Origin of the sequence: Mesorhizobium sp. WSM3866 (assembly GCF_002294795.1) — a bacterium.
In the GTDB taxonomy this organism is placed as follows: domain Bacteria; phylum Pseudomonadota; class Alphaproteobacteria; order Rhizobiales; family Rhizobiaceae; genus Mesorhizobium.
Genome location: NZ_NSGC01000033.1, coordinates 1 through 15,982 on the forward strand (window position 1 = coordinate 1; position 15,982 = coordinate 15,982).

Annotated in this window: 11 protein-coding genes and 2 pseudogenes; 4 read left to right on the plus strand and 9 right to left on the minus strand. The window is 56.2% G+C overall.

Annotated elements, in window-relative coordinates:
• Positions 1 to 100 precede the first annotated feature (100 nt).
• The 9 genes and pseudogenes from CK222_RS31020 to CK222_RS31055 all read right to left on the minus strand — a co-directional run.
• Positions 101 to 602 (minus strand): annotated as a pseudogene (locus CK222_RS31020) (transposase); the annotation flags it as partial.
• Positions 603 to 1,622: 1,020 nt separating this feature from the next.
• Positions 1,623 to 1,961, minus strand: coding sequence for a hypothetical protein (locus CK222_RS32095; RefSeq protein ID WP_141245924.1), 339 nt, complete (start codon positions 1,959 to 1,961; stop codon positions 1,623 to 1,625).
• 1 nt (position 1,962) lies between these two features.
• On the minus strand, positions 1,963 to 2,985 hold the full coding sequence (locus CK222_RS31030; protein ID WP_176477809.1) for a serine protease: 1,023 nt from the start codon (positions 2,983 to 2,985) through the stop codon (positions 1,963 to 1,965).
• 108 nt (positions 2,986 to 3,093) lie between these two features.
• Positions 3,094 to 3,516, minus strand: coding sequence for a hypothetical protein (locus CK222_RS32100; RefSeq protein WP_141245923.1), 423 nt, complete (start codon positions 3,514 to 3,516; stop codon positions 3,094 to 3,096).
• 69 nt (positions 3,517 to 3,585) lie between these two features.
• Positions 3,586 to 4,266 carry an acyl-homoserine-lactone synthase gene (locus tag CK222_RS31035; protein WP_095802958.1) on the minus strand — a complete coding sequence of 227 codons (681 nt, stop codon included), beginning with the start codon at positions 4,264 to 4,266 and terminating at the stop codon, positions 3,586 to 3,588.
• Positions 4,267 to 4,347: 81 nt separating this feature from the next.
• A complete protein-coding gene (locus CK222_RS31040; RefSeq protein WP_245322454.1) occupies positions 4,348 to 5,004 on the minus strand; it encodes a LuxR family transcriptional regulator in 657 nt (218 codons plus the stop codon).
• A gap of 330 nt (positions 5,005 to 5,334) precedes the next feature.
• A complete protein-coding gene (locus tag CK222_RS31045) occupies positions 5,335 to 6,516 on the minus strand; it encodes a hypothetical protein (RefSeq protein ID WP_095802960.1) in 1,182 nt (393 codons plus the stop codon).
• A gap of 149 nt (positions 6,517 to 6,665) precedes the next feature.
• Positions 6,666 to 7,592: pseudogene (locus CK222_RS31050) on the minus strand (nucleotidyl transferase AbiEii/AbiGii toxin family protein).
• Positions 7,579 to 8,430, minus strand: a complete 852-nt coding sequence (locus CK222_RS31055; protein WP_095802961.1) for a type IV toxin-antitoxin system AbiEi family antitoxin — start codon at positions 8,428 to 8,430, stop codon at positions 7,579 to 7,581. The pseudogene CK222_RS31050 and the gene CK222_RS31055 overlap by 14 nt, the downstream one beginning before the upstream one ends.
• A gap of 773 nt (positions 8,431 to 9,203) precedes the next feature.
• On the opposite strand from CK222_RS31055, the gene CK222_RS31060 reads away from it, so the two are divergent.
• The 4 genes from CK222_RS31060 to CK222_RS31075 are packed head-to-tail and all read left to right on the plus strand — an operon-like array spanning position 9,204 to position 15,928.
• A complete protein-coding gene (locus CK222_RS31060; protein WP_095802962.1) occupies positions 9,204 to 10,730 on the plus strand; it encodes a Wadjet anti-phage system protein JetA family protein in 1,527 nt (508 codons plus the stop codon).
• On the plus strand, positions 10,720 to 11,370 hold the full coding sequence (locus tag CK222_RS31065; protein WP_095802963.1) for a DUF4194 domain-containing protein: 651 nt from the start codon (positions 10,720 to 10,722) through the stop codon (positions 11,368 to 11,370). Before CK222_RS31060 ends, CK222_RS31065 begins: the two co-directional genes overlap by 11 nt.
• Entirely contained in the window at positions 11,367 to 14,831 is a 3,465-nt protein-coding gene (locus CK222_RS31070; RefSeq protein WP_095802964.1) for an SbcC/MukB-like Walker B domain-containing protein, read from the plus strand. The genes CK222_RS31065 and CK222_RS31070 overlap by 4 nt, the downstream gene beginning before the upstream one ends.
• Positions 14,828 to 15,928: a Wadjet anti-phage system protein JetD domain-containing protein gene (locus tag CK222_RS31075; protein WP_095802965.1), complete on the plus strand. Its 1,101-nt coding sequence runs from the start codon at positions 14,828 to 14,830 to the stop codon at positions 15,926 to 15,928. The genes CK222_RS31070 and CK222_RS31075 overlap by 4 nt, the downstream gene beginning before the upstream one ends.
• Positions 15,929 to 15,982: the final 54 nt, after the last annotated feature.

The following is a 15,982-nucleotide window of genomic DNA, read 5'->3' on the forward strand; positions in this document are numbered from 1 at the left end:
GCCAGACTGTCCCGACATTAGCGAAACCACTGTCCGGGAATTAGCGGAACCCCTGTCCGGCTTTTGCGAAATGCGCACCAGCGGAGCCATCCTTCGGCGCTTCGCCTGAGCCGTCCTTCGGCTTTGACGCTCTTCATCGAAGCCCAGGCCTCAATCAGCGTGCCGTCGACCGAGAAGTGATCCGTCGACAGCAGCTTCTTGACCTTGGGCTGCGCCAGCACCGCCGCAAGGACCTTCGCCGCGATGTCGCCCTCAAGAAGCCGGTCACGGTTCTTGGAGAAGACAGAATGATCCCAGGCCGCATCGTCAACGCCAATCCCGACGAACCAGCGGAACAGAAGGTCGTATTCCAGCCGCTCCATCAACAGCCGCTCCGAGCGGATCGAATAGAACGCCTGCAAAAGCATCGCCCGAAGCAGCTTCTCCGGCGGGATCGAGGGCTGTCCGATCGGCGAATACAGCGCCGCGAACTCACGCTCCAGCGCCGACAGGGCTTCATTCACGATCATCCGGATCGCCCGCAATGGATGATCGCGCCGAACACGGGCTTCAAGGTCCACGTAGCTGAACAGTTCGCCAGTTCGATCGTCCCCGCCGCGCACTCGCTATCCTCCGAATCCCTTCGGAGCCAGTGAATCACCGCTGCGGTCCGGTGACGAGTGACTTTTTCAACAGCCTGCTAGTCGTATCGACACGCGACCTCGCGCCCATGGGGTACCTACAGATTTCGCAAAAAAGAGGCCTCAAGTGTTTATCCCGACGCCCAGTTGCAAACCGCTATTGCAAGTGTTCAAAAGGGCGAATTGAGCTGTCGATCCAACCGATTCAGTCGCCGACTTCGCCCTCTCCGCTATTGAGGCGGGAAAATCTCTCCTTCAGTTAAAGGCGGGGAGCATGTCCGGTTCAGCGGGGGCTCAACCGTCGAGGTGACCGGCAAGAGCGCAGAGCGGCCTTCTTTGTGACCAAGAGAAAAATAGCCTGCCTTCGGACGGGGGCTAACCTCCACAGCTTGGCGCACAGGCCCAGAAACGCGACTTAGCACCTGTTCAAATCACAAGATCGCGGCCTCACCTTCTTTGCGAGTGATCTCATCGACGGTTCGGCTGTGGCGAAGCCCGTTGCGGAGTTCGGTCAGTTGATTGAACTTTCCGATCGCCGCGAAGCGCGGCTCGGAGTTTGACCCAGAAAGCTTTGTTCGTGATCGGCCTCATGCAGGTCACGCAGATCGAAGTATTCGAGCTTTCCGGTTAGCGTCTTGACTGCTCGGCATGTCCAGAAAGCCGACGAACGGATCGGCCAGGCATTATGCAGGAACGCGGCTCTCGCCGCAAGCACGCCGCTCATTGCAAGTAACAGCCGAGGATCGTCTTGCCCGCTTCGCTGATAGAACGAAAAATAGGTTGAGCCCCAACATCTATGTCGTCGAGACCTCGGCATGGGACAGCCCATGCGCAGCAACAGCGATTTGGGTCGCCGCAACACCGCTGAGAAATCCGCGGCGACCGACGGTCTCCCAAACTGATAGGCAGCCAGAAGGCTGCGAACCATTAACATTGAAGATAGAGCTCGGACGACCAAAGAACTTTGATTTCACTACGCGAGGCACAGCACTAGTCTTTACTTCAGCACACAGGACGTTCGCCATTCATGTTCGGAAAGTTGACCACTTGAACATCACAGAAGCTCTCCACACCAATGTCACTTGGCACGTAAAAAAGCGTCACGCCTTCAGGTAGCCACGCCTTGCAATAATCGACCGCACGAGCCAGTCGTTCGAACGAATATCTTCTTCTTCCCTGCTCCGCACCGATAAACCGGAACTGAAACGAGTCTTTGGTTGTACACCCATTGCTCGCTACGCGCACCTCTACAAGCTGCGGATAAATGTGAACCGATAATATTTCGCCACTTGATCCTGGTTGCGAAACTAGAAGTAGTTGCGCAAACATGAGCGCCTTCATATTAATTTCCTATGGCGTTCTTGATCAGCCACGCATGAGTGGAACTCTCCCCTCCACATTGACCATTTCCGAGTTCAACCTTTTGACATCGGTTGGATGCATAGCAAGGTGATTTTCGGATAAAGTCTCTTGCGCCTCGCACAACTATGCCTTTAGCCACCAATTCGCCTTTGGCCAGCTTGTCAGCGTCGACAACGACCGAACCAGAGTTGCCGCCGTACGTATCACTATCCGCAACAAAATAGTTCTCTTCGACGGCTATCACCGACGCGTTCCTCGTAATTTTGGCAGGCATGCCAATTGGATATCCAATCACTGTAACCGATTGGTTCTTGGTGACGGTTCCAGGAGACCTGTCCTGTATCAAAAATGACGGCCTACCTTCTATAGGCCGGTCCACTTCTATAACCCTCCAGTCTGCCTCTAACGTATCAGGAGCATAGTTACCGGCAACAATCTTCTTGCATTGATACACATTTCCGACCGGAATCCGCGTTGGTTCAGTTTCAGCGTCAGACCGATAGAATCCAAAGACGATTTTGGTATTAGCGCAGAACGATTCGTCCGGAATACAATGCCCTGCTGTCGCAATAAGCTTTTCCCCCACCTTAAAGCCACTGCAGAATGCTGTCTCTGGCTCGTCATAGAAACTTTCCGGAGGAAGGCCGAGCGACGCGGTCTGTTCTTTCGTGCAGAGCCTAGAAGGCGTCTGCTCGACGGCGATGTAAGATGGATCGCTATCCGGGCTAAGTTTAGATGCCATCATGAATGCGGCGGTCCCCTCCACCGCACGCTTTTCCTCGGCAGTCCCACAGTAGTAATTGGCCCGACTATCATCGCCGTAAATGACCTTGTCGTTCAAGCAATCGAGCGCTCTACGCACCTCCTCAGACTTGTTCAGATAAATCGTCTGAAGAGCAGAGTCGTGCTCAATGCTCTTTTCGACCGTCTGCATTTTCACTGCAGTAGAGGTGAGCGACTTCTCTACATCATTCAGCTGCCGGATCGCAGCTTGGATATCCATTGAGTCATCCGCATGAGATGCACAGGTTAGAGCTGTAAATAGTGAGGTACAAACAATCAGGCGCTTCATAATGAACCTCTGCCCTATAGGACGCAAGCCGACATTTGATCAGCAATGTCTATGGCACTCATCTCTCCCTGCAGCTGCGGCGGCGAGGCACGCAGCAACGGCTACGCCCGCGGAGAGGCCGCTGCAGGCCGCAGCGGCGCCGGCGGCCGCAGTGTCGCAAAGCGCATCGCAGAGAAAATTCTTCTGTACCTCTTGCGGCGTCATTTGCGAAAACCTGGATAGATCGATAGACTTGTTTTGTTGATCGGCCGACTTTATAGAGATCCCTATTCCGCCTCCGAGCGGACCGACTTGGACCCCAAAATCAAATGACTTTGTTATTATGTCTTTGATTTTATCTCTATCGGCCTGTTGAACTTCTTCGGGAACAACGACGACGACCTCAGGTCGCGCTGCATCTTGTGCGTGAGCATAATGGCTTGCTGTGGCAAGCGCCAAAACTGCAACTATCAGGCGTTTCACGATTTGTCTCCCTTGATGTGGTTTCTTGTTCAATTTGTGTCCGAATAAGCGCTCATTTAGCCATGAACATTAATGACCTCCGTCGCGACGGCTCCGCAGTCCGATTACACGGTCTGTTTTGCTGTCGACGAACGGTCGTTGCATCCCTCGCCGCATCAACAACGACCGCTTAACCCCAAGTATCTTCCGCACGCTCGCCAGCGCTGCCTCATTCACTTCAATATACGCAACGATGTACCACTCGCCCTTTTCCTCCCTGGCCATGCCGAGCGGCTCGGCGTGCCAATTCAGCGCGCCGTGGTGGGGCATGAAATAGGTCTCCTGGACGCCGCCGACCGCGCTGAGGCCCTCGTCGAGCGCGTATTCCATGACTGCGCAACAGAGCTGCGTCAGCGTGCCTCGCAACCCGGTCGAGCGCTTGTCGGGAACGACGAAGGTGCGGGTCCATTCGGCCCAGTCGGGCCGCCTGGGAACGCCTGATTTCTCACACATGTGAGGAAAGACCTCCGAGACCATATGCGGCTCGCTCGTTGGGATCAATCGGGCCGAGGTCACAACGCGATTCTCTTCGATACCCAGCAGATAGGTGGCCGCGTCAGTATCGAACTGGTCTAGTTCGCGACCGTCCGGGCTTGGAGGGCGCCAGCGTTTCTGGTGCACAAAAAAATCGTGCCGGCGGCGCAGAAACTCGTCGAATTCGTTTTCATAGAGATGCTTGTTATGCGCATTGACGACATGAGCCGTAATCATCGCGCGATCCTCGATCGTTCTTGGGGATAGTTGCAGCCTGTCTAATGTACGTCACCTGTCCGATCGGACAGTTGACGCATTTTAGGGGTGGATGAGACGCCGGCGCACCGCTTCGACGACGGCCTGCGTGGTGGTCGCGACGCCGAAGGCCTGGCGCGCCCGTGTCGCGTGCCATTTCACGGTGCGCTCAGTCAGGCCGAGGATCTGCGAAGTCTCCGACGACGTCTTGCCGGCCGCGGCCCACAAGAGAACTTCCCTTTCCCGATCGGTCAGGAGGCCTTCGTCGCCTTCATCGTCATCTGAAAACGACTGGATCGTCATGCCGGCGTAGACAGCCATGGTGACCAGTTGCACCTGTTGGCGTTGCGACAACTTGCAGACCCTCGCGGACGAGGCGAACGAGAGCACGGATTGCCAGTGGTGTACACTCAGCATCGGCACGGCGAAGCCGCTCCAGATGCCGAACTCGGTCGCTTCGCCGGCGACGCGCCGCGATTCTTCCGTATTGGACCACTTGGCTGGAACCTCGGACCAAAGAAACGGCTTCAACGTTTTCGCCGAATAGATGCAGACGCCATCCACCGCGGCGTGCTCTGCTTCCACATAGCGCTCGAGCCAGCCTTTAGGCCAACCGTTCAGTTCCACCATAGGCGCGAGCTTCTGCCCGCCCAAAGGCACGCCGCTTAAGATAAGATGCTCAAATCCAAGATTCTTTACAGTCGCGAGCAGATCGCTCAAGAGCGCTCCTGCTGTCGCGTGTTTGCGGCATCGCTCGACGAAGTCGAATACATCTGAGTCGATCATGCCTGAGCCCAACGCCCCAAAATCCGTTTATAACGGATCTTAGGAACTTTGAATATGCAGAGTCTGATCGATATCAAATTGGAAACGGGCTTCTTGCGTGAACGCTCTCTGCACCACACGTGCAGGTCCCTCTGTTTACACCACGTCCTCGCAACTGACTCGCGGTTACCAACACGGATTAGCCGAGGGGTGTTGGGATTTCGGTTCAATGAACGGTCGATCGCGCCGTTCGCTTCCTACGGGTCCCGCGCCAAACGTTTCGATTTAGCCGGTGGCGGCGCCATCTGAACTCAGGTAGTGCGAGCGAAAAAGCTCTTTGCCAGACTTAGCATCGACCGCTACAGCCGAGATTAGATTTTTGTCGCTCATTTCAACCTGCGCCCATTCCAGGAATTGGGCATGCACTGCCATCGCCATTGAATTCGTCGCGCGCGTGCCTGGCGTATTTATTCTCATGGTTCGGTTCTGCTCGAAGCCTGCCTCGTCTTTGAATTTCATCTCAACGTTGATCGTCATTATTGCTCCTTGCTTCCTTGCGTTCTCGAAATAGCGAGAGGCAATTTCAGGTTTGAACATTTGGTCGGCAAAGCTGTGGGCTATCCCGCCGGCCAGACCGACGGCGATTTCAGCAAGTTCCTGTGCCTTGTTCTGATGGTCCGGGTGCCAGGCGTCCTTCCGCTCCAGATTGCCATGAAAATAGAACCCCCTTTGCGCTACGAGGTATTCGATCATGGCCAGAGCGGTAGGATGCTGGGCGATCAATTGTTTGGCATTCGACCGCCGATGGATGGGTTCGGTATCGAAGTCATTCATTGCGGCCTCGACGATGGCCCTGAATTGGTCGTTGCTGTGCATCGCCTGAACAAGCTGAACAGTCTTAAACTTTCCGCCCCCATAGAGCGCTTCGCAAAGCAAGAACGCATAGCGGAAGGCATCAATATACTCTTCAGCTATAAGCGCCTCGCGGGCGAGGCCCGCCATATGGGATACGAAAGAGGGGTCGTCGCCGCTCTCTCCTGCAAAAAACGCCTGCGCAAGCATGCTGAAGGCGAAGCGCCGCTTGCGTGCTGCTTTGGAGACGTTGAACTTGCTGAGCTTGATCTCGTCGCGTTCCTGATCGGTCTTGCCGAGGAAAGTAACCTCGACGTTGTCGAGGCGAACGTCGAGTCCCTGATAGAGCCCGATATATTCGCTGAGGCGTCGCACAATGGCAGACGCGCGGGTCTCGAAATCTCCACGGATATGAATGTGCGCCTTCTCCGTCTTTTCGGGCGTCGCCGTAATTTTGGGAGCCAAGGACACTGGCTGATCCCGAAAGGTCACGATAATAGCCGTTGCCTGTTCTCCCGTGCGGTCGAACTCGATGACGGCACCATAGCCTTCAAGCGGCCAGCTATCGGCCAGCACAATGGGGTTTCCGAGGGGGAAACGAAGGCGAACGTCCATACTGCCCCCTTTCGAAGGCCAAATTGGGTTAAAACGTTGAAGCGCTCAACGCAGGCAGCCCGGCAGCCCAGCCGTAGTCCGCGTAGTCGAGCCCGCATTTTGGGTTCGCTTCACATCAGACGGCGGCGCAGACCAGTGCGACCACGTGATTACTTATCGCCGATTCCCAATACTGTTCCCAGACGTTCAATTAAGACCGCCCTCGCCTCCGCGCTCAACCTATCAAGGTTCTGCTGCTTGAATCTCACCGCCGGCAGCTCCGCAGCGCCGGCCAATCCGAGCTTTTCCCAGTCAGGCTCGCCCTTCTTGAAACCGACCAGAAATTCACGATGCGCCTGGGGCATACTGCCGATCAAGATTTCAACAAGCTGCGCCCGCGCCGCGTGAAGTTCGGCGAGCGGTACATGCTCCTCGGTTATCCCGGCAAAGTTCCTTTCATACTAGGCCGCAATGTCTTTCTGACCGGAGGCGATGACTTCAGCGATGGGGCGGCCATGGCTGATGAGATAGACGATAAACCCTTGGCGCAAGTCGTGGGTGATCCCCTCGTTGGCCAGCAAATCCCTGATATCGAAAAGGTCGCGGGGGTGCTGCCGGTCCAGGGCCGCCATGATCTTGCCCGCATATAAGTCCGCGAACGAGACCACCTGAATCTCCGCGAAGCCGAACTTATCTTCCACGGTTGCCGACACCGACCTTATTTCCGGGGCGAAAACACAGCCGCGCAGAACGGGAGTGATTTCGATTTTGATCTGCGTACGGTTCCTGTCCTGAACGACGAGGCGGGTCAGGCTGCCGTCGTTCTGGCGGCTTTCAAAGACGCGCACGCCTGCGACTGAGTCCTCAATCCGTTTCTTGACCCGCAGAAGCGCAGCCTCAATGGCGGCCATCGATTCATCCCGCAGCATAACCGGCAGGAAGGTCAGGTCGATATCGACCGACAGGCGCGGCATATCGCGGACGAACAGATTGATGGCGGTACCGCCCTTGAGGGCGAAATCCTTCTCCTCGGCCACAGCCGGGAGCGTCTGGATTAGCAAGGTGACCTGGCGGCGGTACTGTTCACTGACCGGCATATAATTCTTCCGGCACGGTGATCAGGTAGGTGGGGTCAAGGCGACCGCCCGGCACGAGCATCCGCTTGCCGGTTCCAAGATCGATGGCCTCTTTGTTGAGGTGCTTGCGCCACGGGTGATTGTGGCGGTCGGCGAAGAAGAAGAACAGGCGTTTGACCTTGATGCTCTTGCAATCAAGGAGCAGCTTCTGCAGCCGCCGGGGGCTGAGGGTGGTGAGCCCTTCTATGATTTTGTCGGCCTGGTCGAAACTCTCATGGCCGGGCAGCCCGTCCAGCATTTCGAGGACGGCGCGCTCAGGCGTTGAAAGCGTCAGCGGCCATTCCCACTGGCCCCATAGCATGACCCGGAAAGAGCCGCCGTGGATATTGTCGTCGCTGACATGGCTGCTGTCTTTGAGGTTCCACGCCAGACTGGTAGGCCCGAAGTGTATAGGCTCATTGCGAAACAGGGCCTCGCTGTTGTGATAAACGAACTTGATTTGCAGCGGGAGCTTTTTCAGCCAGGTTGGCGCTTCGTCGGGGCTGTAGAGGTGAACCTTCTTCTCTTCCCGCCAAAGATAGTGGGAAAATCCGTGGAGTGACAGCGCCGTGCCCCCGCCGACAAGGAGCGGTTTCATCAGCAGGGTCTGCAGTGATATGACGATATGCTCCCACAGGAGTTTTCCGCCGGGCTTGCGATAGACGCCGTGAGCCACGCGCTCCAGCCAGCCGTTTGTGACGTATTTTCGGCAAAGCTGGGCGGAGTAGCCCCGCTCCTTCAACCACGCTGAATCCACGACCAGCCCTTCGGGAAGTTCGCGTTGAAGGTGGTTTAGCTTTCCTGAGAATTGTTCACTCATGGTTTATATTATGGGCATTTTCTAAACCACAGTCAAGTTTACATCTTTCCGCATTTATAAACCCAAAGGGTACAAATCGAGCCCCTCTCAAACCGACGTCCAGGGCCTGCAGAATAACGTTGGGTCCGTGGGTGGAGAGTTCACGCCGGTTTTCGCTGCCGCCCGATTAGGACGCGCCACAGTCAGAAAAAGATCGCTTCCGAAAATGGAAGAATTCTGCGGGTTATAGAGGGCAGGAGTTTTGTAGCAAAATGTGGCGATTTTCGCTAAGAGTCGAGCAACACGTTGCTTAAACATAGCAAATCCGAGATCTTGAAGTCTTTTGACACGTTAGATTTCAATTGTATGGCAAGTGATATCGATCGTTTCGAAGTTTCCTACAAAGCGCTTTCTGAAGAGCATCGCAATCGACGGAGTCGCCTCCGTTATCGCTCGAATGACCGGTTCTGGAATGCGCCAGTAGTCGGCTTGAGGACTGATATGAGGCGCAAGCGTTCATCGCGTCTCGACTTGAGGGCGCTGTCATTATGGGCGCGGAGGACGTCTCGCCCGCGCCACCCCGAAGGCTCGGTTCCTGTGGCCGAAGTTCGCGCTGGGTTCTGTGGGTACCGACTGACTCCTCAGCTCACTCGAGACGACAATTAGCGGCCCTTTAACTAAAGATGTTGCCTCAGACCCGAAAATATTGTTCTTCACCGTCCCTTTCTTGGGTTGTTTGACCAACAGAGCAATGGCATAAAAACGACCGGGCACCTTGGGGATAAACGCCACAAATGGCACTTTTCCGTTATCTTAATGATGACGCGTTCCTGATCTTTTCACGCAAATTCCGGTTCCTCTATGAGGCGGCATTACTAGATACCTACGAGCGCTTCTTCTCTCGTGGTGCCTCCTTCCCCACCCCGCAGGAGGTGGTCCATGCAATCTACGATCTTATCAAGCGGATGCCTGAGCTTCTTGCCGAAGGCGAAGATGTTGGTGAAGGCCTACCTGATCTAGTGTCAAAGCGGCGCCGGCGGCTGAAATTTGCCGGCGAGGCGAATGAGGCTGCAGAGGCGGCGTTGAGGGTCGCAAGTGTTGCCTACCAGAAATTGGTCCAGACCGGTTGGCTCGAAGAGGAAGAATACGGGCTAAGAGTGACCGTAGATATGCCCATGGGCGCGAGCTTGGTCATGCAGCTCCTGGTCAGCCTGAAATCCGACGTGAGCCAGCGTTTTGGCGGCGTCGTTGTCAACGTGAAGCAGAGTCTAGAATTGGCGGCGAAACTCCAGCCGGCCTCTTCGGGAAAAGAGGCCGTGGATGCTGCATATGCCGTGGTGCAGGCGCGAGAACACGCCACCGCCTTTCTTAAGACGCTCAGGGCGATTCTCTCCGACCTGAGGCGCGTCCGCCGGACTATTATGGAATCGCGTAGCATGCGCGAGAGGGTAGACGCATACTTCCAAGAATTCATCGGAGAGTTGGTTCTGAAGGATTTTCAAGCCATCCACACTTTCAATCATCCCTTTAGATTCAAAGACCACATCCTTGACCTGGCTCGCGATATCTCTCTCGATCCCGAGATCATGAAGATGATCGCTTCGGGTTACGTCGAAAACGGGATGGCCGACACCCACGAGAATGGGCTTAGAACAGCAGAAACCGACCTTTTATCGATTCATGAAGTCTTTGATGGGATTGGCGAAATGTTCGACCGGATCGCCATCTTTCGGCGACAGCTTGAACAGCGTCTTCGCAACACGGTCAAATATGCGGAGCAAGGGAGCAGTGGCATTTCAAGCCGAGCCGCATCTCTCGTACACCGGCTTCACAAGGTAATGGACCAGCGCCCTGCCGTTTCTGCGTTCGCTTGGGTACCCCTCCCGGTCGAGCCGATGCGAACGCCGTGGTCGGAAAGGCACCTCGCGCAGCCGCGGCAACCACGTAAGGCGCTGGAGTCAATGGCGGTCCCACCCAAAGTCCTGGATCCGTTGCTGGCGTTGCGTAAGAAACTCAAGAAGCAGTACTTGGAACGAATCGCTCCAGACGAGAAACAACTACTGCAATGGCTGAACGAGAAAGTTCCGTTGGCGGTGACGAAAGAGGCACGTTTCCTGCAGATAGAAGACGTAGACTCATTCATTGCATTCGATGTGATCCGACGGTTCACCAAGCCGGGCGACGTTCCGCCTTCTATCGCGGCGGCGTTTGAGATCGTGGATGACTCTCAGCGGCATCAGCACGATAGCGAGTGGACAAAGTGCGGTAACTTCCTCATCCGGAGGCGGGCTGCGGCGGCTGGAGGCCTGGATGCTGACTGAGTTCGAAGAGGTTGAGGCCCGATACGGCGGGGACAAGGGTGCCGATCTTCGGAAAGCTTGCCGATACCTCCTCCGTCACCAATTCGTTTATTCGGGCGATCGTGGCGTGGCGACCGTCTATGATGTAATTATGGATAGTCGATTTAGAAGAGTGATCGACGATTTCTTTGATTGCATCGGCTACCGGGTTCACAGGGAGCAAGACGAACAGTGGGCAGGGATCGTGCTGGATGATGAGGAGATGTCGTCGACGCCAAAAATGAAGGCTGACGAGACTATCGTGCTTCTGGTGGCAGCGGCTCATTGGCAGGACGAAGCGAACCAGGGCAACGTTGAAGAACGCGCGACCGTCTTGACCACATTCAACGTCCTCTATGAGAAATACAGGGAAATGGCCGAAAGGGGCACAAAGATGCTTGTGTCGCAGTCCAGGTTCCAAGACGTTCTTGAGGATCTTGCTGCGCGTAACCTGATCTGGCTCGGAGAGTTCGATCGTGTCCTTCAGGATCGGGAAGTGGTGGTTCGGCCGATAATCAAGCTTGTTTCCGGATCCGACGCGTTGAGGCGCATTGAGGAGCAGGTTGCCCTGGAAGACTATGAGCCCCGCCAGCTCGGTTCCGTCGAGGAAAAATTGCAATGATGGAACTCGTGCATCTCACGCTGGTGAATTGGCATTCGTTCACTGTCGAAGATATTCCGGTTAGCGGCCACGTCGGGTTCCTAGGTGAAAACGCGTCGGGCAAATCAACAATCCTGGACATGATCCAAGTGGTGCTCACTGGCGCCAGCGGACGCTACATGAACCTCAACCCAGTCGCTGGTGAGAATCGTCGCAGAAGCGGTCCAAGGCGCACGGTACAGGGGTATTGCCTCGGTGCGCGCGGAGAGGGCGATTTTCGGCGGGAAGCCTGCCTTACCTATGTGACCATTAGTTTTCGCGACGTCGATGGAGTGAAGCCAGACTTGACGGTAGGTCTCGCCATGGAAGCGAGGAAGACACAGCCAGCGGAAACTATACTCGGCCGCTTCGTCGTTCGCGGCAAAATATTGAAGACGACAGATTTCCTGCGTGAGCGGGAAGGAAGGCAAGAATTCGCGCAATGGGAGGAAGTGAGGCAAGCACTGGAGAGGGAATGCGGGAGCGGTTTCGTAAACCATCGCGACAGCGCCACGGATCACATCCGGGAATATATGCGTGACTTGGTTCCACGATCGGCGCCAACTTCCGGAAACGCCGCCGCGCTTGCAAAAGCGATTGTGAACGGCATGACGCTCAACCAGGGCCTGTCCGCAACAGACTTCGTCAGGAACTATATCCTTGAGGAGTCTCCGATGAGGATCGGTGAACTGCGAGAGTCGCTGAAGACTTACCGACAAGTCAACCAGACCATCAAAAACATGCGAGAGCGCGCAAAGCGGCTGAAAGTGGTCAAGGCGCGAGCGGAAGATTTTAGAAACTTCCTCAACGAACACGTCGAGGAGGATTGGATCAGTCGCAAGGCGAGATACCTCGCGGCCTCCGCGGCGATGAGGGCACTCGAAGAAGAGGTCAAGGAAGCCGAGGCATCTCTTCTGGCAGAGAGCGAGGAAATCAACGATCTGAACAGTTCGATCACCGAAGCGACCCAGGATGTGCACCGCATCATCAAGCAGATCGAAGCGATCAAAGCCAAGGTGGGCATCGACGATCTTACGAAGATGGCCGAAAGTCATTCCTTTTCCGCCGCAGATTGCCTCAAACGGGTCTCTGAAAGAGTGAAGCACATGCAGCGGATCGCAGCCGCGGCCGAAGCACTCGGAAAGGGTGATGTAAGCTCCCGCGAATTGGCTGCTCACGCCTCCGCGGTGGCCGAGGCGGTCAAGCGCGGGAACACGGAAGCCACCACAGTGATCGAACAAGCGTTCGTGGCTTCGCTCCCGGTCACCGCCGAGAGAATTGGCAGGGCGCGCAGCGAGGCGGAAGCCGCTTGGCATACCAAGAATGAGGAGCTCGACAAGCTGTCTCGATCTATCCAGGCGGCCGCTTCCGGTTCACGGGATTCTCACCTCGGCGACCATACCCGCGAGTTGATGAGGCTCCTTCGCATGGCCGGGATGGTTCCGAGAGCGCTTTGCGACATCGTAGACCTTACCGACAAGAATTGGGGACAAGCGGCTGAAGGTCTTCTCGGTCGAGATAGGGAAGCGATCTTCGTCGATCGCGACCATATTCACATGGCGACGACGATCCTGAGAGAAAACAGGCGGGATCTACGCCAGGCATCCCTAGTCAGCCTAAACAAGCTCGAGCGATACAAAGATCCGGTCGAGCCAGGTTGGTTCCCATCGCTTTTCAGGTCCGAAGACAAAGACGCAGTCGCCTTCCTGCAGCGCAGATATGGCAATGTGCGACTGGCCCGCACCATGGAGCAGTTTAACCAACCCGGCCGTGCCCTCATGGCTGACGGCCTTTATGATGATGGACTATTACGAGGGACCCGCCTGGAGGAAGCCTTCCGCCTCAAGATCGGTAGGGCGGCGCAGGAGCAACTTTTCCTGGAGCAGAAAAGGCTGTTGGAGGTGCTGCAGGGAGAAATCGAAACCCTATCCCAGCGCAGGCGCATCCTTTCCGAGGTTGACCGCTCCGCCGCTTTCGTGGCTTCGCCCGCGGACAGCGAGACGGTTGCACGCCTGCTTGAAAGAGCGCAAGCGCAGGAGAGGCTGGCAGGAGAGGCTCGATCCAGGCTGGAGGCGGTCGATCAAGGCGACCTGAAACGCCTATATGAGCTTGAGGAGAAGAAGAAGGTTCAGCAGGCCTACGTCCAGGCCAGAAATGCCGAGCTCAACTCAATCCAGAAGAGGCAGGGCGCTTACCAAAAACAAGCTGAAACCGCGAGTAAGACGCTCACGGGCCTTACCAACCAAGAGGGGTCGCGCCATTCACGAGATCTCGCCCGTCGCATGTTCCAATACAACTGGCGCTTGACGGCCCCGCTCCCGGCCAACCGCAGGTACCGGGGGAGGATCGCCGGTAAACAAATCCAAACTGATCCATCTGCCCGTTACGAAGCACTAGCTGGGATCCATCGTGGGATTGGGCAGCGCGCGGAGGATCGCTCCAAACAGGCAAAAGATAGAATGATGGAGGCCGACAGGAATGTGCGGGCCGCCATGAGGAGCTATTTCGACATCGCTCCCATAAGCTCGGAGGTCGGAGCAGAAAGCGACATCCTGAAGGATATACTGCCCTGGGTGGAGGCCACGCTTCGCGATATTGAAGAGAACGAGCTCACGCGCCATGAAGCACTGGCAGCTGAAGCTTCGGAGCGAGTCTCCTCTATCTTTCGCGGCGAGTTCGTCAACTCTCTCCACTCACGCATCTCCAAACTGAAGAGAGATATCGACTCGCTGAACCATAGCCTCCGCAATCACACATTCCACGGGGAGCGATATTCGTTCAGCAGGACGCAAGTGGCTCAATATGCTCCGATCCTGAAAGCGGTCGAGATTTACGTGACTTCTGAGGATGCGCTGGATCTTCTGTTCAAGGGTGAGATAGCCGAAGACTCTCCGCACAAACCCGTCCTCGACGAGGTGAAGCGCATCCTGGAGGACCCCGATACAGATTTCGACAGTTTTGAGGACTATCGGAGCTTTTTCGTCTTCGAGATTCATGTGGAGAACCTTGATACCGGGCATAAGACACGATGGGAAACTCGCCGCGGCACGGGCTCCGGTGCCGAGCAACAAGTCCCGCTCTATGTGGCCATCGGTGCCTCGCTGGCTTCCGTTTATGGGACCGCCGAAGGAAGATCGGGATCGCAACTTGGAATGGCGCTCGCCGTCTTCGATGAAGCCTTTGCCAAGCTGGACGGCAAGAACCAGCGGCAGATGATGAGCTTCTATGAGAGCCTAGGCCTGCAGGTGATCGTGGCGGCGCCACCTGAGCGGCGACCGTCGCTGCTAGGCTATATGCATGCCATTGTTGAGGTGGACAACATTGGCAGCGGGCAGTCGGAAACGACAGTAGTTCAGGTGAAGGAAAAAGCCCGTAAGGAACTGCAGCGCATCAACCCCGAACTCATGGATGATGATGAATTGCGAAGGATGGCAGCGGAGTGAAATTTACCGATCCGAGCGCCCTCCTATCTCATCTTCTGGATAGGCACGAAGATGGTCGAGCGAGCGCACGCGCTTATCCCGATAGCAGCGCTTTTTCGAGCATCGTCGAGTCCGACAGCTTTCGCAAGAAGTTGGAAGAGGCAAGTCGGGCGGGTGCAATCGAGCTTAGGATGGAGAAGGGGCGGCGAGCTAGCGAGATCAAATTTGTGCGGATCGCAGACGCGGCAAGCCTCTATCGTTTCGTCGAACGAATTCCTTCCAGCGAACGCTCGGCGTCAACGCTCCAGGATCTATTTCGCCGGACCGAGTTGTCTGCCCCGTTCGCTGAACATGCGCAGCAAGCTGCCGATACCTGGTCCAGGAATCGGCGGTGGGCAGCCATTGCCCCCGGCGACGTACGTTCGCTCGAGCGTACGCTCATCCTCGCGCAAGCGATCTACAGACGGCGGCATATCGGACTGGACTATCGCACTTTCTCCAGAAGGACTATTGCCGACAGCAAAGCGTTGGAACAGCTCGAGGCTGCCGTCACGAAGGTCCTTCGAGGCGTGTTCATTGACATCCCAGAGGGCGCAACGCCCCGCGAGGCACTTGGTGCGCTTGGGTTGGAGAAGGCGCCTCCTCCCCTACTCCTTTCAGGACCGATCACCCTTGGAGCTTGCCAACGTGACGTTCCCTTCGTTGGCATCCCAGCCGATACGACGGATACCATCGCTTTTAGCCGCGCACCGGAATACGTGCTCGTGGTGGAGAATTACACAAGCTTCGTTAGACATGTAACAGAGGCTGATCGGAATCGCCGCGGCCTCGTTCTCTATGGCGGCGGCTACCCATCTGCAGGACTCCAGAAAGCGTTTGGCTCGATTGCCCGCAACATCCCTGCGGAGGTTCCATTCTACCACTGGTCCGACATTGACCCTGATGGCATCTGGATTTTCCTCACAGTCGAGAAAGCATTCGGCCGTAGGCTGCTCCCACACCTCATGTCCATTGAGTTAGCCGAAAAATATGGCAATCCCCCGCCGCTGGCGGCAGGCCGAGTTGCAAAAGCAGGCGCATCGATGCTCTCGGAGCGAGCTATGCTGGAATTTGGGTGACGAGGCTGATCAAGCGGCGCTCTGCGGCTTCGTTTCGATGACCTCGATTCCGTC

Bases quoted from the DNA above. Each gene is read 5' to 3' on its own strand.
- CK222_RS32095 (WP_141245924.1), bottom strand. From the start codon at position 1,961: ATGAAGGCGCTCATGTTTGCGCAACTACTTCTAGTTTCGCAACCAGGA.
- CK222_RS31030 (WP_176477809.1), bottom strand. From the start codon at position 2,985: ATGGATATCCAAGCTGCGATCCGGCAGCTGAATGATGTAGAGAAGTCG.
- CK222_RS31035 (WP_095802958.1), bottom strand. From the start codon at position 4,266: ATGATTACGGCTCATGTCGTCAATGCGCATAACAAGCATCTCTATGAA.
- CK222_RS31045 (WP_095802960.1), bottom strand. From the start codon at position 6,516: ATGGACGTTCGCCTTCGTTTCCCCCTCGGAAACCCCATTGTGCTGGCC.
- CK222_RS31055 (WP_095802961.1), bottom strand. From the start codon at position 8,430: ATGAGTGAACAATTCTCAGGAAAGCTAAACCACCTTCAACGCGAACTT.
- CK222_RS31060 (WP_095802962.1), top strand. From the start codon at position 9,204: ATGGCACTTTTCCGTTATCTTAATGATGACGCGTTCCTGATCTTTTCA.
- CK222_RS31065 (WP_095802963.1), top strand. From the start codon at position 10,720: ATGCTGACTGAGTTCGAAGAGGTTGAGGCCCGATACGGCGGGGACAAG.
- CK222_RS31070 (WP_095802964.1), top strand. From the start codon at position 11,367: ATGATGGAACTCGTGCATCTCACGCTGGTGAATTGGCATTCGTTCACT.